This window comes from Paraburkholderia caledonica (assembly GCF_000383275.1).
Classification (GTDB): Bacteria; Pseudomonadota; Gammaproteobacteria; order Burkholderiales; family Burkholderiaceae; genus Paraburkholderia; species Paraburkholderia caledonica.
In genome coordinates this window covers 106,067-126,208 of the sequence record NZ_KB911037.1, presented here as the reverse complement: position 1 = coordinate 126,208, position 20,142 = coordinate 106,067, and the positions used below count along the sequence as shown (strand labels likewise).

The window sequence follows — 20,142 nt, the reverse complement described above, 5'->3', positions numbered from 1 at the left end:
GATGCCAATTAAGCGGGTTTTATTATTTTGAATTATTAAATCATCTTTCCATTTCTACTTCCGGGTGCCGATCGTTGGGAAGGTCAATGACATCCTATCGCGCAGCCCAGCAAGCCGAAAACACTGACAATGCCAACGCCTGCGCCCAGACCGAAGGTCTCGAGTGAGGTCGCGCATCCCTGCATACTGAACAGTATCGTCACGGCTGGAATCAGCATGATCCGGCGGATGCTGTGCCGCATTGCACTGTTTGCGTGAGTGGTATCGATCATCTTTCTCCTCGTCTCGTGGCTCACAAACAACGCGAGTGTAGCGAGTTCGTGGTGGCGCAAAGCGTCGAATACTCAGTGGGAAAGCGGCGGCAGTTACAAAATCTTGCGTCGGCGAGGCGCCGCCGCTCACTCGACTCGGCACCATCAAGCGGTAATGGTTTTGCCGTAGCCGTCCATCAGCGCGCATGGCGATGAAATCACCTAGACTTTTCTATATGCGCGACGAAGACGGAGGCGGCTATGCGCGACGAAACCGCAGCTTGGCAAATGGTCGAGTACGAGGGCTTCGAGATTCACGTGGAGCCGCTCCTTAAAAATGCGCCGGGCGAAGTTAATGCGTCCAACGCGGTGGAAAACCGCTACACGTATGTGGGCTACGTTTGTCATCCGGGCATCGATCCGACGATTCCGGGACATGCGGTGCGGTTTCACGCGGACGGCGAAGAAAGTTTCGGCAGCAAAGAGGAGGCTCTCGGCGAGGCCGTGCACGTTGGGCGCAGCATCGTCGACGGCACGCATCCTGATCTTACCGTGCTGCCCCTCGTCACCGGCGGTGTCTGACGCGTGCAGTGCGGTCAGCCGATAGAGCCACCACATGCAGGTCCAGCTGCGCACGGCGCGGGAAACCGATCCTCGGTGCGTCAGTTCAAAACGCTGGACGCCGCCGCCCGGGCAGCTAATGAACTCGGCTTGAAGTGCGCACGATCGGCATAGCGCCGCACGAGTCGTTGCACTTGCCTTCGTAAACCGCTTACTTCGGCGACGTGTGCGGCGACGTTTTTGCATCCGCCGGGCCAATGCCTGCGTAAGTCCTTATGGATCCCAGCAGATCCGTCCCCGCACAGTTCTCACCGGAGTCCTAGCATGCGTACCGCGCTTATTTTCATGGGTTATGCCATCGCCCTCACCGCCCTTCCCGTTTCGCAAGCTCACGCGGATATGTCCGCACGCGACGACGTTAACTCGCCGCTTAATACGCTCGCGCTGACTCCCGACGCGCCGCTCGGCAGTGAGTATCCGACGCACGGTAACCGTCAGGCTGGCGAACTGCCGCTCAAGGTCACCGATCCCCGCGCCCAGTTGTCCAACGGGCTGCCGAACAACCCGCAATCGGGCGGATACGGCAGCCCGCTCGCCGGGGTTCACCCGCTCGATAACCGGTAATACGCGATCACCCGTTGGCGGCTTGTCACGCAGTCGCGCAGCACAAGCGTCTGACGATCCGCGCGCGAGGCGATCGACCGCCTCGCCGCCAGCCGTTGCCCGCGATCAGTCGTGCGGCAACCTGGCGACGGTGAGCGGATCCGGCTTATCGTCGCAGTACTTGCGAAGCGCCGATTCGAATACCGCGTTGTCTTGCGCGGCGCGCGCAAACAGCGTCATCGACGAACAGAATTTCCGATTGTCGGGGTAGCCGAAGATCTCATCCAACGTCTTGCCTTCGATACCGTTCACGATTGCCGTGCACTCTCGCAGTCGCGGACCGAGCAGCGGATGCGCGAGATAGGAGCGCGCCTCGTCGAGCCCGGAGATCGCATAGCGCTGCGCGGTCGGGCTGCTGCCGATTCCCTCTATTTGCGGAAAGATGAACCACATCCAATGGCTGCGCTTGTCGCCAGCGCGCAGTTCGTCGATCACTCGGGCATACACCGGCTGCTGCGCGTCCACGAAACGTTGCAAATCATATCGGTCGACCATAGAAATGCCTCCTTTCGTGCGTGTCACGAGAAACGCCCGTCACAGGGTTTGATTGGAGGGCGGGCACAGTTTTTCGGCTTGCGCTTTCGCCCATGCACCCTAAGCATTACAAGTGCCCGCCTTCTGCACGCCGAAATGCTTTCTCATCGACAGATTCCAATGCGATGGGCTTGGCGGCGGCATGGTGACGTCCCGCCGGCGGCACCATAAAGCAAAATTAAGAACTGTTAATGCTCGCATAAGGACTTTCGGAGGCCGCGTTCTGTAGTCTGTCGGTTTGAGACACTACAGCCGCCTACGGCGCTGAACGATCAAGGAATCGACATGAACCTGCCCCGCCGGTCCGCTCGTCTGCGACGTGCCACCTCGACCATATCGGGCGCTCGCCCGTGACGCGCTTTTCGCCGACCGATGCCGCGCTGCTGTTCCTGCGCGTGAGCGCGAGCGTCCTCGTGTTGCTGGTGCATGGCTTGCCGAAAGCCTTGCACTACTCGCAGGAGTTAAGCGCGATCGACGATCCGCTGCACATGGGTAAGACGCTGACCTTCTGGTTCGCGCTTTTCGCCGAAGTGGCGTGCCCGCTTCTGATGATCGCCGGCATCGCGACGCGGCTCGCCGCATTGCCGATTCTGGTTGTCACGGCGATCGCACTCGGCTTCGTGCATCGCGAATGGACGCTCTTCGAAGCGCAGTTCGCGTGGATGCTTCTGATTCTGTTCGGAACCGTCGCCATCGGCGGCGCGGGACGTTACCGGATCGCCATGCGACCGCGAGCACCCTCGCGCGGACAAGCCTGACGCGCGCCGCATCATTTCTCAGCCCCGACCACGCCATGCCCCAGACGACACTCACGCGCGACGCATCCGCCCCAGCACTCGACCATCTGCCGGGTGAGGACACCTGGCTCGCGTCGATCGCGGGATACGTCGACACACTCGGCTTTATCGCTCTATTCGGGCTTTTCACCGCACACGTCACGGGCAACTTCATCCTCATTGGCTCGGGGCTGGCAGGTGCCGGCCAAGGCCTGCTGATCAAATGGCTGGCGTTTCCCGCGTTTGTCTGCGGAATCATCGCGGCGCGCGTGCTCTACAACCTGTTGTCGCCGCGCAGTCACGGCACACGCGCGTTTGCGCTGTATGTGATGCAAGCCGCGCTGCTCGCCGGGTTCATGGTGGCAGGCGTCGTCGCTGCGCCCGTCACCAGTCCCGACACGCCGATTGCAATTGCCTGCGGCCTGCTCGGCGCTGCCGCGATGGGCGTGCAGAACGCGCACGGACGCCTGACTGCGCGCTCGGTCGTCGCAAACACGGTGATGACGGGCAACGTGACTCAAGCCGTGATCGACGCCTTCGACTTGCTGACTTCCCGGCGCGACATCAAGAGCCGTCAGACTGCGCGCACACGGCTCATGCGAACCCTGCCGCCCGTGGCCGGGTTCGCGATCGGCGCCAGTGCGGGTGCTGCGGGCTTTCTGATCGCCTCTTTCTGGGCGCTGCTTTTGCCGCTCGTGGCGCTATGCATACTCGCTTCGTGCGCGTGGCACGCGCGCGACCGCTGACTCGCGCTTTCGGAGCTGCACGCCTTCGCTCGACGGTTTGACTGGCGTGCGTAGCGCAAACCAAAGTCCTGATCATTGCCCCGGATAGTGTCCCGCCGCGATGTCCTCGAGCAACGTCGGATGAACTGGCTCCCAACCGAGCAGCGAGCGTGTGTGGGCGCTCGACGCGGGGATGTCGGCACCGAAGAACATGCTGAGCCAGTCGAATCGCGACTGCGCCTGATCGGCGGGAATCGACTCGACCGGCACGTTCAAAAACCGGCCGAGCGCGCCGGCGATCTCGCGGGTGGCGACGCCTTCTTCGGCGACCGCGTGCAGGGCTGAGCCGGCCGGCGCCTTGTCGACCGCGAGGCGCACCAGTTTGCCGGCGTCCAGCCGGTTCACTGCGGGCCAGCGATTCTGCCCGTCGCCGATGTAAGCCGACGCGCCGCTTTGGCGCGCGATTCTCGCGAGTACCGCGACGAATCCGTGATCGCCGCCGGCGCCATGCACCGTGGGGGCGAAGCGCACGACCATCGAACGGATGCCACGCTCCCGCAGGCCGAGCACATACGCGGCATTGGCGAGACGCGGATGACCGTCCGGGGCCGGCGTGTCGCTTTCGATGCCGACGCGCCCCGTTGCGAGGCCGAGCGTACCGGACGCGATCAACAGCGGTCCGCCCGTACCTGTCAGCACATCCGCGAATGTTTCGATGGCCGCGCGATCGGTCTGGGCCGCCGCTGCCATTTGCGAAAAGTCGTGGTTGTAGCCGAGATGCACGACGCCTTCGGCCATCGTGGCCGCGACACGCAGGCTGTCGAGATTGTCGAGGCTGCCGCGCACCACTTCCGCGCCGAGCGCGGCGATCTTCGCGGCAGCCTCATCGTTGCGAGCGAGGCCGAGCACATGATGACCGGCGTCGATGAGTTCCGTGACGCTCGCGGATCCGATCCAACCCGACGCGCCAGTGACAAGTATTCGCATGGCATGCTCCGCTGATGTCATTGAGTGACATCAGTATAGCGCTATGATGTCACACAGTGTCAACACCTTTCTGGAAGGGATCATGGGTCGCTGGGAACCCAACGCAGAGCAGCGCTTTCTTGTCGCCGCGATCGAGCTGTTCAAGGAAGTCGGTTTCGAGGGCACGACGGTGGCCGCCATCGCGCAGCGTGCCGGCCTGACGGCGCGTACGTTTTTTCGCTACTTCACCGACAAACGCGAGGTCCTTTTCAAAGGCTCCGAGCAGTTGCAGCAGACGATGGTCGATGCGCTCGCGCAAGCGCCGGCCGACGCATCGGCTATCGACGCGGTCGCCGCGGCTCTCGCAACCGCCGGCGAATTTTTCACCGCTGAGCGCCGACCTTACGCACGCGTGCGCCATGCGGTGATCGCCGCCAATCCGGAGTTGCACGAGCGGGAGTTGATCAAACTGGCAACGCTGTCAGGCGCACTCGCCGACGCCCTGCGTTTGCGCGGTGTGCAGGAGCCTGACGCGAGCCTCGTCGCCGAAGCGGGCATTGCGGTTTTCCGGGTCGCGTTTGGCCAATGGATTGCCGACGCTGAAGAGCGCGCATATGGCGAGATCGTGAGCGAAGCGCTTGTGCGATTGCGGACGCTGGCTTCACTCTGAGGCCACCTCGAAGTTCGCGGTCTTGCTCTATCCTTGCCGGCGCGTCAAAGTTACGCCGACGTGAACGCCATTTCCGCCGCTCGTCTCCGGAAACGAGCGCGGGCCGGCCTCGTCAGGCACCACCCTCAGGAGCATGGTGAGCCCGTAGCGAATAGTGATGACATAAACGCCCGTCATATCGAGACGATCAGGGCGCGCGCAACAACTCAAATTCCTTCAGATGACCCGATGGCAACTTGTCCCGTCCCGGGTCCGCGGGCAGCTCAATACCATACTCACGCCTGACTACGTCGGAGATGAGTTCGTAGCAGCTACCAATCCGAACCACTTCAACTTCAGGAAACCGGAGGATGGTTGCCGACCGTTGATAGTGGTGATACTTGCGCAAGCCGTAATTCAGGATGATATCGGCGGCCGCTTTGATCTCCGACTCGATATCGTCGACACGAAACTTGGGGCCGCTTCCACTGAGGTTCGCGGACGAACCAAAAAGAGGTTGCACCGCTTCGCGACTCAGGCGACAGAGTTCGTTGTAAATGGGACCCGCGTTCAGCAACATGGCGATGGTGCCATTTGCTGTACTTGCCTCGAGCAACTCGTCGTCGATCTTCTGAAGAAGCGGGTGGTCGAGACGGCACGGTGCGATTGCCCCAAGCGGCAAGTTGTAGTCGAGGGTGATCGACTCGATGATGTCCTGCGAACGTTTGTCTAGCGCATGAATCTCTCGTTGCGTGATTGCGTCGCCGAGGATGGCATTGCGCTTGTGGCTGCCTCGCTTCTTCGTGTCGAAGATTTTCTGCATGGCGGCCTTACTGCTGCCGACCATGCCGTATCCGACATCGTTTGGCCAGATTGCAATGCCTCCTCCAGCAACGACTTCAAAGACCCTGCGTACATCGCTTGCGATATCGATTCTCGGCATGCTCGTCTCCAATGTAAGAGATTCGTGAATGTTGTTCCAATGGTTGTACAAACCATTACGACATGGCGGACGCGCGTAGCACCGGCGGGACGCTGCACCGGCCCTGCGAGTCCATCAGCCTCAATCGTACTTCATGTCATAACATCTTTGTACATGGTAGTATACCTAGTACGCCATGCCAATACCCGCACATTTCTTTGCGCATGCGCTGCTACCAATGGAGGATTACCGCAATGAGTGTGACGACGCTCGATTCGAACACAGCACTAGTAGTCATCGATCTTCAGAAAGGCATTGCTGCCCTTCCCGTCATTCATCCGGTCGACCAGATTGCTGAGCGCGCCAATGCGCTTGCCGCGGCGTTTCGCAGCCGCGGGCTGCCGGTGGTACTGGTGAATGTCGCCGGTGGCGCGCCCGGTCGGGCAGAGTACGCCCACAATACGGCCGACTTCCCCACCGACTGGACCGATCTGATTCCGGAACTTACCCGTGACGCGGAAGACCATCTCGTTACCAAGCAGACCTGGGGCGCTTTCCCGGGCACGGCGCTCGAGTCCTGGCTTCGTTCTCAGGGCGTGACGCAAATTGTCCTCGCCGGCATCGCCACGAGCATCGGTGTCGAGTCAACGGCACGCGAGGCGCACGCTCTTGGCTTCAACGTAACGTTGGCAGTCGATGCGATGACCGATCTGAGCGCAGAGGCGCATGACAACAGCGTTTCCCGCATCTTCCCCTGGCTCGGAGAAACCGGTACGAGCGAGGAGATCCTGGCGCTCGTGCAGAAAGCAGGACCCTGAGGGGTAGCTCCTACCTTTGTGCGTAGCTGGCCTGAGGGAAAGAAGGCCGCGTTGCACTAAAAGACATCGCGGCCTTGGCTCAGCTACAACTTGTCGGGCCGTCCGTCAACTGAACAACCCTGCCGCCTCCATTCTCATCGGCTGACCAGCCTCGGATTCAGAGGCCGATACGATCCGATACGTGAAGCTGTCCGCCCGGAAAGTGGCCGTCATGCTTTGTATGGGTCGTCCAGTCGTGTCGGACACGAGGCGCTCCATGACAAACACGGGATCGCCCTTTTTCAGTTCGAGATGCTCGGCGACTTTTGCGTCGCACGCTTGAGCACGCATCTCCATTTCGGTCCGGGCGGCGCGCAGACCGCGAGTCGCCAGCTGGTCGAGCATGTTGGTCGCTTCCAGTGCCTCTTTTGTCAGAAGCGCCCCGATCGGCGCCGGCACCCGCGCAACAGTATGCAGAACCGGACGCTCGTACCGGCGCCGCAAGCGCGCCACCTCGAGAACGGGTTCGCTGGCGTCGACCTGCAAGCGTTGCGCTTCGTCCGCACTTGGCATCTTCCAGACGTACGAAAGCACGTGGGCCACAGTGCCACGTCCGATCTCCAGGATCGACGGAAGGTCCTGGTCGATAGCCATGGTCGTAGATGCGACCAGCGGAGCAGCGACTCTGGCAGGCCGTCCCCGGCCGCGCTCGATCAACCCGGCTCGTTCGAGGTCATCCAGTGCCCGTCGCACGGTAATGCGACTGACTCCGTACTGCTTCTCCAGCTCCTTCTCGGTAGGAAGCACGGTTCCGGGCGCGAGTTTGCCGCGCTGGATCGCCTCCACCAGGGCCTGATGCACGCGCGCGTAGAGAGGGCCTTCTTTAGGTTCTGTCATATCGCTAGCCACGCTTAAAGAAGTCATATTACCTCTCCGCCACATAGACTGCCAATGCCGGTTGTCCTGCCTACCGAGAAAGAATATTTCTCATGGTAAACACTTCCAACTAGATATAACAACAACTTGCATCTAGTCATAACACGTTATACAGTAAAAGCACGCTGGCACCACCGGAGAAGAAATTGGAAGCAGTCAACAAGCTGCGAAAGCAGCTGGAATCGAAGGAACTCATCGTTGCGCCGGGCGCGTGGGACGGCATAAGCGCGCGGCTCATCGAACAGGCGGGTTTTCCCGTCGCCTATATGACGGGCGCCGGTGTTGCCGCGGCGAACGGCTATCCGGATTTCGGGCTGGTCACCCTGACCGAAATGACGGCGGCCGCGCGGACCTTGACGCGTTCGGTGTCCATTCCTGTTATCGCCGACGCGGACACGGGGTTCGGGAACGCCCTGAATGTGCGACGCACGGTTCAGGAATATGAAATATCCGGCGTCGCTGCCATCCAGATCGAAGACCAGTTGTTTCCGAAGCGCTGTGGTCATCTGGAAGGAAAGGAACTGGTCCAAACGACAGAATTCGTCGAAAAAATTGCGGCCGCTGCCGCCGCACGTGGCGAAGGCGGGATGTTGATCGTTGCGCGCACCGATGCTCGCGCTGTGACGGGGCTGGACGATGCGATCGAGCGTGTGAACCGGGCACTTGATGCGGGCGCCGACATCGCTTTCGTCGAGGCTCCACAATCGGCCGAAGAGGCTGCGGCCATTGCTCGCCGAGTGAATGGCCCGTGCCTGCTCAACCTGGTCCCGGGTGGCAAAACACCCAATATTCCTTTGAAAGACGTTGCAGAACTCGGCTTCCGTATTGCGATCCTCCCCGGGCTGCTGCTCACCAGCATGATGGGCGCCGCAGATCTCGCACTCGCGACCGTACGCAACACGGGTCGCGTCGAGGTGCGTCCCGACGCGCTTCCTATTCGCGATTTGTTCAACCGGCTCGGTGCGCTCGAATGGCAGTATCCGGCTGCGTCTGCCACCGGTCGTGACGGAGCAAGATAATGGCGCAGACACTGTTCGACCGGATCTGGGATGCTCACGTCGTAACTGACCTGGGCGGCGGCTGGGCGCTTCTGGCAATTGACCGCCATCTCCTCCACGACCTTTCCGGCCCCGGAGGTTTTGAAACGCTCGCTGCGCGTGAACTCCCCGTGAGCCGGCCCGACCTCTCGTTCGCGACGGCGGACCACGCGGTCAGTAGCGCCCCGCACCGTACCGGCGAGACGAACCCGGCGGGCGCAAAGCTGTACGCGAGCCTGCGCCGCTTTTGCGACAGCGCGTCCGTTCCCTTCTACGACCTGGGCAAAGCGGGTCAGGGCATTGTTCACGTGATGGCACCGGAAATGGGCCTCACGCTGCCCGGTACGACTATCGTGTGCGGCGACAGCCATACCTGCACGCATGGCGGCCTGGGCGCACTCGCATTCGGTATCGGATCATCGGAGCTGGCACACGTACTGGCGACCCAAACCGTTCGCCAGAAGAAGCCCCGTCAGATGCGTATCACTTACACGGGTGTGCTGGCCAAGGGCGTGTTCGCCAAAGACCTCGCTCTCCATGTGATTGCAAAACTCGGTTGCTCAGCCGGCGTGGGCTACGCCATCGAGCACTGTGGGCCAGCCCTGAAAAGGCTGAGCGTCGAGGAGCGACTGACGTTGTGCAACATGTCGGTGGAGCTCGGCAGCAAGATTGCCTTCTGCCCACCCGATGACGTGACCTTCGACTTTCTCCGTGGCCTGCCCTACGCACCTGCAGGTGACGAATTCGAGCATGCCGTCAGCGAGTGGCGCAAGCTCCGCTCCGACGACAATGCCCACTTCGACGTCGAAGTCAGCATTGACCTGAGCGACGTGGAGCCGATGGTGACCTGGGGCACGACTCCGGAGCACGCGTTAGCCGTTACGTCGGCAGTTCCCGATCCGACGGACAGCACCGACGCTGAGCGCCGCAAGGGTGTTGAAGCCGCACTCGAATACATGGGTCTTTGCGGCGGGCAATCGCTGGCAGGCACCAGCGTGGACTGGGTGTTTATCGGTTCGTGCGCAAACTCCCGCATTTCCGACCTGCGCGAAGCGGCGTCGATCGTGCGAGGCAAGCACGTTGCGCCGAATGTGCAGGCGTGGGTCGTTCCCGGCTCCCAGCTTGTCAAGGAGATCGCAGAGGCCGAGGGGCTCGCGGACGTATTCCGCAGCGCCGGCTTCGAATGGCGCGAGCCTGGATGTTCGATGTGCGTCGCCGCCAATGGCGACGTCGTGCCGCCCGGCCAGCGCATTGTCAGCACATCTAACCGAAACTTTATCGGCCGTCAGGGACCGGGCGCGCGCACGCACCTGGCGAGCCCCGCAACGGCTGCGGCTGCCGCGATTGCAGGGGCCATCGTCGATCCAAGAAGGGGTTAAGCCATGGAACGCTTCCAGACTGTCAGCGGGCCCGCAGCGCCCCTGCTGCGGCGCGACGTCGATACAGACATCATCATCCGCATTGAAAGGCTCACCGGGCTGCCCAAGGATCAACTCGGCCAATACGCTTTTGAAGTCTGGCGTGGACCCGATTTCGTCCTTGATCGGGAGCCCTTCGTCGGAGCGCCGATTCTGATTGCAGGCGCGAACTTCGGTTGCGGTTCATCGCGTGAAGCCGCCGTGTGGGCATTGCAGGGTTTGGGACTTCGGGTCGTCATTGCCCCGTCGTTCGGCGAAATCTTCATGTCCAACTGCTTCCAGAACGGCGTGTTGCCGGTCGTGCTCCCCGAACAGCAGGTCGCAAATCTTGCAGAGCAGGCACAGAGCGGCGCAGCAGTCACTGCGGACCTCGACACCTGCGTCATCACGGCTCCCGATGGAACATCGTTTCCATTTCAGGTAGACCCCGTACGGCGCGAGATGTTGATCGAAGGAGCCGATGAAATGTCGCTCACTCTTCGCAGACAAGACCTCATCCGCCAATGGCAGGCAGACGACGCACGTCGTCGTCCATGGGTCTACGTCGGGTCGCGCTCAGCTGACTAGCTGTTGAACTCGATGCTCAGAACTACTACGGAGACAGAAATGAAAGGCAAGAAGGGAATTCTGGTTGCGATATGGCTGCTGCAGGTCGTCAACTATATCGATCGCGTCGTCCTCGGTTTTGCAGGACCCGCGATGATGCAGACACTTCATCTCAACCCGCAGACATTCGGCGTCATCCTGTCGGCTTTCGCCGTGGGTTACCTCGTATCGCAGATGCCGGGAGGTTGGCTCGCTGACCGCTTCGGCACACGAGTCGTTCTGGTCGTCGCACCGCTCTTCTGGGCATTGCTGACTGGGCTGACGGGGCTATTCACCGGAGTCGCGATTCTTGTCTTCGTGCGCTTTGCATTTGGTGTGTCCGAAGGATTGTCAAACCCTGCGATCTACAAGCTGGTCGGCGACACGTTCGACGAGCGTGAGCGTGCCCAGGCGGTTGCCTGGTGGGCCACGGCCATCGCGGCAGCGCCCGCCCTGTCCGGCCCGCTCGTCGGGACACTGCTCACCTCGTTCGGCTGGAAGGCGGTGTTCGTCATGCTCGCCGCTCCGGCGATCGCAATCGCTGTGCTGAACAGTGCGCTGCTTCCCAAAAAAGCAGAAGTGGAGCGCGCTGTCGGCACGACCGACGAAGTCAGAATCCCGTTCCGGATTCTGGCGCAACAACCGGCGCTCTGGCTGATCAGCGGAGTCTTCTGCTTCTGGAACGCCGCGTACTGGGGCCTGCTCGGCTGGATGCCAAGCTATCTCGCGCTCGAACGGCACATCGACCTGAAATCCGCTGGGATGCTCGGTGGCATTCCGTATGTCTTCGGCGTGATCGGGCTGATTGTGACCGGCTGGCTTGGCCGTGGCCCCATGCTCAAGCAACGACCTCAGCTTCTTAGCGGTATCAACCTGCTCGGCGCCCTTTGCCTGTTCGCCGCCTATTACAGCAACACGCTTCAGTTGTGTATTGCTGGCTTGTGCGGTGCTGCGTTCTGCATCTACGGCGGTCTTGGCACATACGGCACCCTCGTGCTGGATTTCGCGCCGAAAGAAGCCCGCGCCGCCTACGCGGGGATCGTGGCAACCGTGGGCATGATCGGCAGCGTACTCGCCCCGCTAGTGATCGGAACACTCGTGAAGGACACGGGCACGTTTGCGAGCGGGTTCGGCGCAATGATGGCTTCGCTGTTCGTTGCTGGCTGCTGTGGCTTCGCGTTGGTCAAGCATGCGCCTGCGCGCTTGCAACCAGTAACCGGCGCCTGAGCGCTATCGACGGAGTTACAGCAAATGCGCTCTACGATGATGGACCAACCGCTCCTTATCTCTTCGATCATTCGTCATGCGGCAGCCTGTCATGGATCTACGGAAATTGTCTCGCGGGTAAGCGACGGGTCGCTGCATCGAACAAGCTATGCCGAGGTCTACGAACGCAGTAGCAAGCTCGCCGATGCACTTGCCTCCTGGAGTTTGCAACGCGGAGACCGCGTTGGAACGCTCGGTTGGAATGACCATAGGCATCTGGAGATTTATTACGGAGTCTCGGGTGCGGGTTTCGTCTGCCACACCATCAATCCGCGCCTGTTCCCGGATCAGATCGTCTATATCGTCAACCACGCCGGTGACCGTTTGTTGTTCGTGGACCCCAGCTTCGTTGGACTGGTAGCGGGTGTGCGGCAGCGCCTTCAGTCCGTAGAGCGAGTCATCGTTATGTGTTCGGCGAGCGCCATGCCGCCGGAGGCCATCGCCGAGGGTTTCGAGTGTTACGAGGAAGTCATTGCGGCGCATAAGAGCGGGTTCGACTGGCCGCGGCTGGATGAGAACGACGCGGCCGGCCTCTGCTACACGTCAGGCACCACTGGCGATCCTAAGGGCGTGCTCTATAGCCACCGCTCGACTGTGCTTCATGCGTTGGCGGTCTGTGCGCCAGACGTCTTCAACCTGGGCGAGCGCACGACTGTCATGCCGGTTGTGCCTATGTTTCACGTCAATGGCTGGGGGTTGCCGCATGCCGCTCCAATGGTCGGTGCGCGGCTCGTTCTCCCTGGGCAAAAACTCGATGCAGCTAACCTCTATTGGCTTATTACAACCGAGAAGGTCACGTTCACTGCGGGCGTGCCGACCGTCTGGGGCTCGTTGCTGGACTGGATTGACGACAACAAAGGTGAAATCGCCCCGTTGGAACGCGTCGCGATTGGAGGCGCTGCATGTCCTCAGATCATGGCCGAGCGTTTCCACGAACAGGGGGTTGACGTCGTCCATGCATGGGGGATGACGGAAACCAGCCCTGTAGGCCTGGCCAATCGGTGCACCGTGCCCGCATCGCCGGCGCGGGAGGGAATCATGTCTTCCAATCGACGGCTGAAGCAGGGCAAGCCACTGTTTGGAGTCGAGACGCGGCTCCTCAACAATGACGACAGCGTATTACCGCACGATGGCACCACGTCCGGGCGCCTGCAGGTCCGAGGCCCATGGGTTGCATCTTCCTATTTCAACCTCCCGCTGGACAGCGCAGATAGAGCCAATGACGGATGGTTTGAAACCGGCGATATTGCGACGATCGAAGCGGCCGGAACGGTTGAAATCGTCGATCGTGCCAAGGACGTCATCAAGTCGGGCGGTGAATGGATCAGTTCCGTTACGCTCGAAAATGCCGCGATGTCCCATCCCGACGTCTACGAAGCGGCCGCTGTCGCCCGCGATGACGAGCGATGGGGCGAACGTCCGGTGCTTTTCGTGGTACTTCGCCCCGGAACAGCACCTTCGAAAGAAGGTCTGCTGTCTCATCTCGGCACGCGTGTCGCTCGTTGGTGGGTCCCGGATGACATCCACTTTGTCGACGATTTGCCCCATACCGCCACAGGCAAGGTCGTCAAGGCCACGCTTCGAATGCGCCTCAGACAGTGACGGGCTTCGACACGGTCCAACGATCCATGCAGACCGCGCAGCGGTCAGTCGGAAATGTCGGCGAAGCGATCTGGGACGGCCACACTTGCTAGGCGCCTGACTTCACAGATCCGCCATCGGGCGCGTCGTGCGGAAGGGACCAGCCGAAATAGACCTCTGCCTCGACGATCTTGCCACCGCGGACGGTTAGCCTCTCCGTATTGCGGAATCGTCGATTGCGAACACTCGTTCCTTCGTACACGACGAAGACCTGTTCGCCATGAACAACGACATCGACGAACTGAAAGTCGGTGATCGTCTCGCTGTTGGGCCAACAACGCGTGAAGTAGGTGTTGCGATCCAGGCGGTTATCCAGAGGGCTGGTGAAATGGAAGTCTTCGCCGATCAGAGCCTCGATCGCGGCGCGGTCCTTACGTACATAGGCGAGATAACTCGCACGGGCGATGTCGGCAGGATCTTGCTGCATACGTCGTCTCCATTGAATATCTCAAGAAGCGCCTCAACGGCTTGTTCCTGCAGGTGGACCTGCAGGAAATTCAGGTGCATCGCAAGCTCCTGGCCATTGTCGACCGGCGCCACCTTCTTTGGCTCCTCATGCGTCCACGATCACTTCGAACCCGCCGTAGATTAGCCGCTTGCCGTCGAAAGGCATCGGATTGGTGTCAGGCTGCAGCCGTGGGTCGGCCATCACCGCTTTCATTCCGTCGTCTCGTGCCTGTCGCGAGGGCCAGACAACCCAGGAGAACACCACCGCCTCGTCATGCTGCCGTTTGACCGCCATCGGAAAAGACGTCACCTTCCCTTCCGGGACATCGTCTCCCCAGCACTCGACCACCTTCAATGCGCCGTGCTCCTTGAAGACGGCCGCTGCCGATTCGGCATGCTTCCTGTACGTTTCGCGATTGGCCGTGGGCACCGCGGCGACAAATCCATCTACGTAGGTCATGAACGATCTCCGTTCGCGTTGATAACAAATAGGGGCGCAAAACCGGCGTGGGGACAGCATTGCCGCAATCTTGCCGCCTTATATGCACGACGAACGACGCTTGAGGAAATCGACAAAGCTCACGAGATATTTCGATGTCGTCTGAAACCTACGCTTGCGGGGAGTGGCGTGCGGACTTCCCAACCTCTCAAAAGTGCGCAACGCAGCCAAAACAAGGCTATGTAGATCAACGTCAGCGAATGGTCAGGCTACAGAGTGCCCCCGCGCTGCTTCAAGAACGTAGAACCATTCCTCGCGCGTGAGCGCGATGCCGGCGCCACGCGTCGCGTCGCGGATCCCGTCGACGCGGCTCGTTCCAGTCAGCACAACGGGATGGCTCGGCAACCGGAAGACCCACGCGTAGGCGAGCGGTATCCAGTCCGGCAGCCCGCGGTCCCGCTGTATCTGTTGCAACGCTTCACGCACACGCGAGCCGGTCTCATTGGACTCGTCGAAAAGCCGCCCGCCACCGAGCGGTGACCAGATCATCGGCACGACATCCGTCGCATTCATCGCCGTCAACGTGCCGTCGTCGAGCGGCGCCGTGTGGAATGGCGAAAACTCGATCTGATTGCTCGCTAGCGGCACACGCGCTCCGAGCCAGTCGAACTCACACGCGGAAAAATTCGACACCCCGAATGCGCCGATCTTGCCTTGCGCGACCAGCTGATGGGCCAGCTCCGCCAGTTCGTCCCGGTTGAGAAGCGGATCGGGGCGATGCAGTAGAAACAGGTCGATCCGCTCACGGCCCAGCACCGACAACGCATCGTCCACGCTTCGTCGCAGGTGCGCCGCGCTGCTGTCGTAGTGCTTGACGCGCGCGCCGCCGCCGTTGGACGAAGGCAGCCGAATGCCGGCTTTGGTGATGATCTGGATGTCATCGTTGTTGCCGCCGCGCGCAGCCAGCGCTTCGCCAAAAAACGCTTGCGCGGCGCCCCCGCCATAAATATCGGCAAGGTCGAAACTCGTCACGCCCAGCGTCACGCATTCGTCGATAAAGCGCGCCAGCCCCTCGCGCGACAAGTCCCAGCGCATCACGCGCCACATGCCCGCGACGACCTTCGAGACCGCGACGTCTCGCGCAAGCGCGACAGCGGGCACGCGTTCGATCACGCGTGTGCGCCCCGCCCGGCATACCACTGCGCCACACGTTTCGAGCGATAGCGCCGCCCGCGCGCGGCGATTTCATCGCGAATACGAAGCGGTTGCGGATCGAAGAGACGCGCATCCATCGTTTTCAGATCCCCGGCGACGCGGGGGCGAAACGCCATCTGCCCGATCACGTCGCGCTCAAGATCGACGCCCGGCGCAATTTCGATCAATTCGAGGCCTTCGTCGCCGAGCCGGAACACGGCGCGCTCGGTCAGATACAACGCGGTCTGCCCACGCTCGCGCGCGAACGCTGCGCTATAGCAGACCTGCTCGATCGATTCGACAAATTTACGATGCCGCCCTTCGCTGCGGATCACGGTCTGGCCGCCTTCCCAGCCGACATCCAACCCGCCCGCCGTCAGCGTGCCGCTGAATATCACGCACTTCGCGTTCTGGCTGATGTTGATGAAACCGCCAACCCCGATGATCTTGTCGCCGAAACGGCTGATGTTGACGTTGCCTTGCGGATCGACTTCCGCGAACGACAGAAACGCGAGATCGAGGCCGCCGCCGTCGTAGAAATCGAATTGCGACGGCTGCTCGATCATCGCGGCGAAGTTCTGGCCGCCACCCGAATCGCGTCCGGTGAGCGGAGCGCCGCCGATGATGCCTTGCTCATTCGTGAGTACGACCGCGTCGAGCAGACCTTCTTCAGCAGCGATCGTCGACAGACCCGTCGAAACGCCCGCGCCAAGATTGCACACCGCGCCGGGATAGAGTTCGAGCGCCGCGCGCCGCACGATCACCTTGCGCGGTCCGAACGGCAACGGCTTGATCTCCGACAACGGTACGCGCAGTTCGCCCGCGTAGCTCGGATCGTATGATGTCGCGTACGTCTGCGGCTGATCCGGCACGACCACGACGAAGTCGACCAGAATGCCGGGCACCTTCACCTGTTTGGGCGGCAAGGTCTCGCGCCGCGCCACCCGTTTAACCTGCACTATCACGACACCGCCCGCGCGGCGCGTTGCCTGCGCCATCGCCAGCATCTCGCCAAGCACGGCTTCTTCTTCCATCGTCACGTTGCCGTCTTCGTCGGCGGTCGTGCCGCGAATGAAGGTCACGTTCAGCGGCAACGGCTTGAACCGCAAGTATTCCTCGCCGTCGAGTTCGATTACTTCAACGAAATCTGCGGGCGTGCGCAGACTTTGCCGCGCGCCCTGCTGCCGCGGATCGACAAAGGTATGCAGCCCTGTTCTGGTAATCAGGCCAGGGCGCCCCGCGGCCATCTCGCGCATCAGTTGCGACATCACGCCCTGCGGCAGCGTGTATGCCTCGATCTTGTCCTCCGCCGCGAGCGTGACGAGACCGGGCGAATCGACCAGTGCACTTGTGATTGCGCGACGTAGCAAGCCTTCTTGTGCGAGATGGCTCGCGCCCAGGGCCGCGCGATCGCCAACGCCGACGATGCTCATCGAGGTGATACCGCGCGGCGCACCTTCGCGTTTGAACCGTTCGCCGACCGCCGCCACCAGCGCGTCGGGCACCGCGTGCCCGCCGCCCGATCCGCTGATGAGCACCGTGTCGCCGTCTCTTACGAGCGAGGCCGCTTCTTCTGCTGTAATGATCTGCATGATGTTGTCCGATGATCCGCTGCAATACGCCGTTATGCGCCTTCTGCCTGCTCACTCGCCCTTCAGTTTCTTCGCCCAGCGCATGACGTGTTCGCCGACCGCGACAAGCTCGCCGCGCTGGTTGAACACTTCGTTCTTCGCAATGCTGCGGCCTTTTTCCTTGTCGATCCTGATCACCTCATACACCACGGTGATCGTATCGCCGAGCGCAACCGGTTTCAGGAAACGCAGCTTGTCGTAGCCCGACGAGACGGGGAAATCGCTGAGATTCTCTTTGTGAATCACGTGTTCGATCGACAGCGTCGAAGCGGTCGACATATAGCCCACCATCAGTGCGCCATGCGCGATGCGTCCGCCGAGATTCGACTTTTCGCGCGCGTACTGTTCGTTGACGTGCGTCGGGCTGAAATCGCCCGTTATGCCGGCGAACAGCATCACATCGGTTTCCGACACGGTCTTGCCGAAGGTATAGCGTTGACCGACTTCCACGAAATCGAGACCTGACTGCTCCATGCTTTAACTCCTTTACACCACAGTTCGGTAACGTGCGACACAGGTGTCCAGCACGTCGTCGCCGTCGCGCTTCCACCAGTTGTCGCTCGAGAAAATTTCCACTTCGATGAAACCGTCGAAGCCCGCCCGCTCGACCTGGCTGCGCAGCCGCGCGATGTCGATGACGCCGTCGCCCATCATGCCCCGATCGTTGAGCATGTCGCGGGTCGGCACGAGCCAGTCGCAAACATGAAAGCCAAGCAGCCGTTGCTTGCCGGCACGTGCGATCTGGGCATCGACTTTCGGGTCCCACCACACGTGATAACAATCCACCGCGACGCCGAGATCGCCTTGCATCGACGGGTCGAGTGCGTCGCACAGATCGAGCGCATGTTCGAGCGTATTCACACATGCGCGATCGGCGGCGTACATGGGATGCAGCGGCTCGATCGCGAGCGGCATGCGAAGCGACTTCGCGTAGTCGAGTATGCGTGCAATACCGTCCTTCACCTGCTCGCGCGCGCCGGCCAGATCGCGGCTTTGCGGTTCGCCCTCCATCGCCCCCGGCAAGCCGCCTACGACGAGCACCACGCAAGGCGCATCGAGTTCGCGCGCGGCGTCGAGTACACGCCGGTTACGCTCGAAAACCGCATCGCGTTCGCTGGCCTGCGCGACCGGGAACAGACCGCCGCGGCAATAACCGGCCAACTCGATCTGCGCCTCGCGCAGCAGGCGTTTTGTCTGCGCCACACCAACGCGCTCGACGTCGGCATGCCACGGTGCTATCGCGCGAATACCGCGACGCGCGCAGCCCTCGATGATGCGCTCCAGCGGCCATTGCCTGAGCGTCGCGGTGTTGAGGGCAAAGTGCTCGAGATGCTGTGAAAGATCGCGCATGACGAGTGCTTCCCTCACGCGAGCGTAGTCGGCATCATCATCAGCGTTTCGCCTTCCTGCACGACTTCGCCGCGCTGATTCAGCACTTTCAGGCGCAACGTCGCGATCCCGCGATCGGGCCGCTTGGTCGGACGTTTGCCGATGACTTCGATATCGACATGAATGCGATCGCCGATCATCAATGGCGCGCGAAACGACCAGTTCCAGCCGAGTGTCGCGAGCCCTTTGAGCAGCACCGGGCAACGCGTCTTCAGTCCGTCGGCGAGCGACAAACCGAGCAGGCCGTGCGCGATGCGCCCAGGAAAGCCGGCCTCCTGCGCGGCGACGTCGTCAACGTGAATGTCGTAGTAGTCGCCCGAGACGCCCGCGAAATTGACGACGTGCGTTTCGGTCACGGTAACGCCAGCGGTGAGGTAGTAGTCGCCGGCCTCGATGTCGTTCAATCCGTAAAGGCCTGGCTTCAGCAGACGCCGCGTGTCATTGGCGACAGAGTCGCTCATTGCTGGATCTCCTTCCCGTTAGAGGGCATTGGGGGCATTGGGGGCATTGAGTGCGTTCACCCGTGCAGATGCGCCGGCGGCATGGCAAACGTGGGGGCATTGACTTCCGACAATGCCGCCGTTGCGCGCATCAGCAGCGGCGCGAGCTCCTGCATGCGCTTCGCGGTCAAGCGGAACATCGGCCCCGCAATCGTCAGCACGCCAATCGGCTCGTCGTCCTTGCCGCGAATCAACGCGGCCATTGCCGAAGTGGCCGCCTCTACACTATTGGTCACCGTTGCGTAGCCGTTCGCGCGTGCACGGCGCAGTTGCTTGAGAAATTCCTCCGGGGTACGCGGTGCGTTCGGGCCGTAATCCTCGTCCCGGCCAAAACCGGTCTTCATCACCCGCGCGAGCGCTTCCTCGTCGCTCATCGTGGCGAGCCAGACCAGCCCGGACGCCGAGCAGAACAACGGGGCCTCCGCGCCGCTGTCCGGGTCGTAGCGCAGACCTACCCGCGTGCCTAGCGACTTGGACACCCACACCAGCCGCTCGCCGTCGATCAGGCCGAGCCGCGACAGCTCACCCGAAACGCTCGCGAGTTCGTCCATCAACGGCCGCGCGAGGTCGATCAGATTGTTCTTCGATACGAAACGGATGCCGAGCGACACGGACTTCAGCGACAGGCAGTACTGCCCCATCTCCCGTGTCTGATGCACGTAACCCATTTCGATCAGACTGGTCAGCAAGCGATGCATTGCGCTTACCGGAATATCGAGAGCCTCCGAAAGCCGGCTCAACTGCATGCCGTTGCGATCGGTCGACAGCAACTCGAGGATGGCCATGCCACGTTCCAAAGCGACGCTCATACGTTA

At 61.6% G+C, this 20,142-nt stretch carries 23 protein-coding genes; 11 read left to right on the top strand and 12 right to left on the bottom strand.

The genetic code is table 11. The annotated features are described in order from the left end of the window. Window positions 1–512 precede the first annotated feature (512 nt). Window positions 513–833 (top strand): hypothetical protein, encoded by a 321-nt coding sequence (locus H281_RS0113200; protein WP_020067585.1) that lies wholly within the window; start codon window positions 513–515, stop codon window positions 831–833. A gap of 303 nt (window positions 834–1,136) precedes the next feature. After that, window positions 1,137–1,436: a hypothetical protein gene (locus H281_RS0113195; RefSeq protein ID WP_020067584.1), complete on the top strand. Its 300-nt coding sequence runs from the start codon at window positions 1,137–1,139 to the stop codon at window positions 1,434–1,436. 105 nt (window positions 1,437–1,541) lie between these two features. Here H281_RS0113195 and H281_RS0113190 read toward each other — a convergent pair whose 3' ends face one another. Then, the gene (locus H281_RS0113190) at window positions 1,542–1,970 is read right to left on the bottom strand and encodes a DUF1810 domain-containing protein (protein WP_020067583.1); all 429 of its coding nucleotides are present in this window, start codon (window positions 1,968–1,970) and stop codon (window positions 1,542–1,544) included. A gap of 389 nt (window positions 1,971–2,359) precedes the next feature. On the opposite strand from H281_RS0113190, the gene H281_RS0113185 reads away from it, so the two are divergent. Both H281_RS0113185 and H281_RS0113180 read left to right on the top strand, forming a co-directional pair. Beyond that, entirely contained in the window at window positions 2,360–2,767 is a 408-nt protein-coding gene (locus H281_RS0113185; RefSeq protein WP_020067582.1) for a DoxX family protein, read from the top strand. A gap of 35 nt (window positions 2,768–2,802) precedes the next feature. After that, entirely contained in the window at window positions 2,803–3,531 is a 729-nt protein-coding gene (locus tag H281_RS0113180; RefSeq protein ID WP_020067581.1) for a YoaK family protein, read from the top strand. A 72-nt stretch (window positions 3,532–3,603) separates the two neighbouring features. On the opposite strand, the gene H281_RS0113175 is transcribed toward H281_RS0113180, so the two are convergent. Further along, a complete protein-coding gene (locus H281_RS0113175; RefSeq protein WP_020067580.1) occupies window positions 3,604–4,497 on the bottom strand; it encodes an SDR family oxidoreductase in 894 nt (297 codons plus the stop codon). Window positions 4,498–4,579: 82 nt separating this feature from the next. Here H281_RS0113175 and H281_RS0113170 point away from each other — a divergent pair, with 82 nt between their 5' ends. Further along, the gene (locus tag H281_RS0113170; RefSeq protein WP_020067579.1) at window positions 4,580–5,146 is read left to right on the top strand and encodes a TetR family transcriptional regulator; all 567 of its coding nucleotides are present in this window, start codon (window positions 4,580–4,582) and stop codon (window positions 5,144–5,146) included. Between the two features lie 187 nt (window positions 5,147–5,333). On the opposite strand, the gene H281_RS0113160 is transcribed toward H281_RS0113170, so the two are convergent. Then, window positions 5,334–6,068 (bottom strand): Sua5/YciO/YrdC/YwlC family protein, encoded by a 735-nt coding sequence (locus H281_RS0113160; RefSeq protein ID WP_020067577.1) that lies wholly within the window; start codon window positions 6,066–6,068, stop codon window positions 5,334–5,336. A gap of 233 nt (window positions 6,069–6,301) precedes the next feature. Here H281_RS0113160 and H281_RS0113155 point away from each other — a divergent pair, with 233 nt between their 5' ends. After that, window positions 6,302–6,865, top strand: coding sequence for an isochorismatase family protein (locus tag H281_RS0113155; RefSeq protein WP_020067576.1), 564 nt, complete (start codon window positions 6,302–6,304; stop codon window positions 6,863–6,865). Window positions 6,866–6,970: 105 nt separating this feature from the next. Here the strand turns inward: H281_RS0113155 and H281_RS0113150 are convergent, their stop codons facing one another. After that, on the bottom strand, window positions 6,971–7,768 hold the full coding sequence (locus H281_RS0113150; RefSeq protein ID WP_020067575.1) for a GntR family transcriptional regulator: 798 nt from the start codon (window positions 7,766–7,768) through the stop codon (window positions 6,971–6,973). Between the two features lie 158 nt (window positions 7,769–7,926). Between H281_RS0113150 and H281_RS0113145 the strand changes: the two genes are divergently transcribed. From H281_RS0113145 to H281_RS0113125, 5 genes are read left to right on the top strand one after another with little or no spacing between them, the layout of a single operon-like run. Further along, window positions 7,927–8,799, top strand: coding sequence for an isocitrate lyase/PEP mutase family protein (locus tag H281_RS0113145; protein ID WP_020067574.1), 873 nt, complete (start codon window positions 7,927–7,929; stop codon window positions 8,797–8,799). Next, the gene (leuC, locus tag H281_RS0113140; RefSeq protein ID WP_020067573.1) at window positions 8,799–10,196 is read left to right on the top strand and encodes a 3-isopropylmalate dehydratase large subunit; all 1,398 of its coding nucleotides are present in this window, start codon (window positions 8,799–8,801) and stop codon (window positions 10,194–10,196) included. The genes H281_RS0113145 and leuC overlap by 1 nt, the downstream gene beginning before the upstream one ends. A gap of 3 nt (window positions 10,197–10,199) precedes the next feature. Further along, window positions 10,200–10,802 (top strand): 3-isopropylmalate dehydratase small subunit, encoded by a 603-nt coding sequence (leuD, locus tag H281_RS0113135; protein ID WP_020067572.1) that lies wholly within the window; start codon window positions 10,200–10,202, stop codon window positions 10,800–10,802. A gap of 39 nt (window positions 10,803–10,841) precedes the next feature. After that, on the top strand, window positions 10,842–12,047 hold the full coding sequence (locus H281_RS0113130; protein WP_020067571.1) for an MFS transporter: 1,206 nt from the start codon (window positions 10,842–10,844) through the stop codon (window positions 12,045–12,047). A 36-nt stretch (window positions 12,048–12,083) separates the two neighbouring features. Next, a complete protein-coding gene (locus H281_RS0113125; RefSeq protein ID WP_020067570.1) occupies window positions 12,084–13,688 on the top strand; it encodes a long-chain fatty acid--CoA ligase in 1,605 nt (534 codons plus the stop codon). Window positions 13,689–13,776: 88 nt separating this feature from the next. Here the strand turns inward: H281_RS0113125 and H281_RS0113120 are convergent, their stop codons facing one another. The 8 genes from H281_RS0113120 to H281_RS0113085 form a co-directional block, all read right to left on the bottom strand. Then, the gene (locus H281_RS0113120; protein ID WP_020067569.1) at window positions 13,777–14,154 is read right to left on the bottom strand and encodes a nuclear transport factor 2 family protein; all 378 of its coding nucleotides are present in this window, start codon (window positions 14,152–14,154) and stop codon (window positions 13,777–13,779) included. 126 nt (window positions 14,155–14,280) lie between these two features. Next, entirely contained in the window at window positions 14,281–14,634 is a 354-nt protein-coding gene (locus H281_RS0113115; RefSeq protein ID WP_020067568.1) for a DUF1428 domain-containing protein, read from the bottom strand. A gap of 243 nt (window positions 14,635–14,877) precedes the next feature. Next, entirely contained in the window at window positions 14,878–15,786 is a 909-nt protein-coding gene (locus H281_RS0113110) for an aldo/keto reductase (protein WP_020067567.1), read from the bottom strand. Next, window positions 15,783–17,399 (bottom strand): acyl CoA:acetate/3-ketoacid CoA transferase, encoded by a 1,617-nt coding sequence (locus H281_RS0113105; protein ID WP_020067566.1) that lies wholly within the window; start codon window positions 17,397–17,399, stop codon window positions 15,783–15,785. The genes H281_RS0113110 and H281_RS0113105 overlap by 4 nt, the downstream gene beginning before the upstream one ends. Window positions 17,400–17,450: 51 nt before the next feature. Continuing rightward, complete coding sequence (locus H281_RS0113100) at window positions 17,451–17,912, bottom strand: MaoC family dehydratase (RefSeq protein WP_020067565.1); 462 nt, start codon at window positions 17,910–17,912, stop codon at window positions 17,451–17,453. A 12-nt stretch (window positions 17,913–17,924) separates the two neighbouring features. Then, entirely contained in the window at window positions 17,925–18,788 is an 864-nt protein-coding gene (locus tag H281_RS0113095) for a sugar phosphate isomerase/epimerase family protein (protein WP_027804556.1), read from the bottom strand. Window positions 18,789–18,802: 14 nt separating this feature from the next. Continuing rightward, a complete protein-coding gene (locus H281_RS0113090) occupies window positions 18,803–19,288 on the bottom strand; it encodes a MaoC/PaaZ C-terminal domain-containing protein (RefSeq protein ID WP_020067563.1) in 486 nt (161 codons plus the stop codon). Between the two features lie 56 nt (window positions 19,289–19,344). Then, complete coding sequence (locus H281_RS0113085; RefSeq protein WP_027776233.1) at window positions 19,345–20,136, bottom strand: IclR family transcriptional regulator; 792 nt, start codon at window positions 20,134–20,136, stop codon at window positions 19,345–19,347. Window positions 20,137–20,142: the final 6 nt, after the last annotated feature.

Excerpts from the sequence above, each read along its gene's own strand:
- H281_RS0113200 (WP_020067585.1), top strand. The coding sequence starts at position 513 with ATGCGCGACGAAACCGCAGCTTGGCAAATGGTCGAGTACGAGGGCTTC.
- H281_RS0113195 (WP_020067584.1), top strand. The coding sequence starts at position 1,137 with ATGCGTACCGCGCTTATTTTCATGGGTTATGCCATCGCCCTCACCGCC.
- H281_RS0113190 (WP_020067583.1), bottom strand. The coding sequence starts at position 1,970 with ATGGTCGACCGATATGATTTGCAACGTTTCGTGGACGCGCAGCAGCCG.
- H281_RS0113180 (WP_020067581.1), top strand. The coding sequence starts at position 2,803 with ATGCCCCAGACGACACTCACGCGCGACGCATCCGCCCCAGCACTCGAC.
- H281_RS0113175 (WP_020067580.1), bottom strand. The coding sequence starts at position 4,497 with ATGCGAATACTTGTCACTGGCGCGTCGGGTTGGATCGGATCCGCGAGC.
- H281_RS0113170 (WP_020067579.1), top strand. The coding sequence starts at position 4,580 with ATGGGTCGCTGGGAACCCAACGCAGAGCAGCGCTTTCTTGTCGCCGCG.
- H281_RS0113160 (WP_020067577.1), bottom strand. The coding sequence starts at position 6,068 with ATGCCGAGAATCGATATCGCAAGCGATGTACGCAGGGTCTTTGAAGTC.
- H281_RS0113155 (WP_020067576.1), top strand. The coding sequence starts at position 6,302 with ATGAGTGTGACGACGCTCGATTCGAACACAGCACTAGTAGTCATCGAT.
- H281_RS0113150 (WP_020067575.1), bottom strand. The coding sequence starts at position 7,768 with ATGACTTCTTTAAGCGTGGCTAGCGATATGACAGAACCTAAAGAAGGC.
- leuC (WP_020067573.1), top strand. The coding sequence starts at position 8,799 with ATGGCGCAGACACTGTTCGACCGGATCTGGGATGCTCACGTCGTAACT.
- leuD (WP_020067572.1), top strand. The coding sequence starts at position 10,200 with ATGGAACGCTTCCAGACTGTCAGCGGGCCCGCAGCGCCCCTGCTGCGG.
- H281_RS0113130 (WP_020067571.1), top strand. The coding sequence starts at position 10,842 with ATGAAAGGCAAGAAGGGAATTCTGGTTGCGATATGGCTGCTGCAGGTC.
- H281_RS0113125 (WP_020067570.1), top strand. The coding sequence starts at position 12,084 with ATGATGGACCAACCGCTCCTTATCTCTTCGATCATTCGTCATGCGGCA.
- H281_RS0113120 (WP_020067569.1), bottom strand. The coding sequence starts at position 14,154 with ATGCAGCAAGATCCTGCCGACATCGCCCGTGCGAGTTATCTCGCCTAT.
- H281_RS0113115 (WP_020067568.1), bottom strand. The coding sequence starts at position 14,634 with ATGACCTACGTAGATGGATTTGTCGCCGCGGTGCCCACGGCCAATCGC.
- H281_RS0113105 (WP_020067566.1), bottom strand. The coding sequence starts at position 17,399 with ATGCAGATCATTACAGCAGAAGAAGCGGCCTCGCTCGTAAGAGACGGC.
- H281_RS0113100 (WP_020067565.1), bottom strand. The coding sequence starts at position 17,912 with ATGGAGCAGTCAGGTCTCGATTTCGTGGAAGTCGGTCAACGCTATACC.
- H281_RS0113095 (WP_027804556.1), bottom strand. The coding sequence starts at position 18,788 with ATGCGCGATCTTTCACAGCATCTCGAGCACTTTGCCCTCAACACCGCG.
- H281_RS0113090 (WP_020067563.1), bottom strand. The coding sequence starts at position 19,288 with ATGAGCGACTCTGTCGCCAATGACACGCGGCGTCTGCTGAAGCCAGGC.
- H281_RS0113085 (WP_027776233.1), bottom strand. The coding sequence starts at position 20,136 with ATGAGCGTCGCTTTGGAACGTGGCATGGCCATCCTCGAGTTGCTGTCG.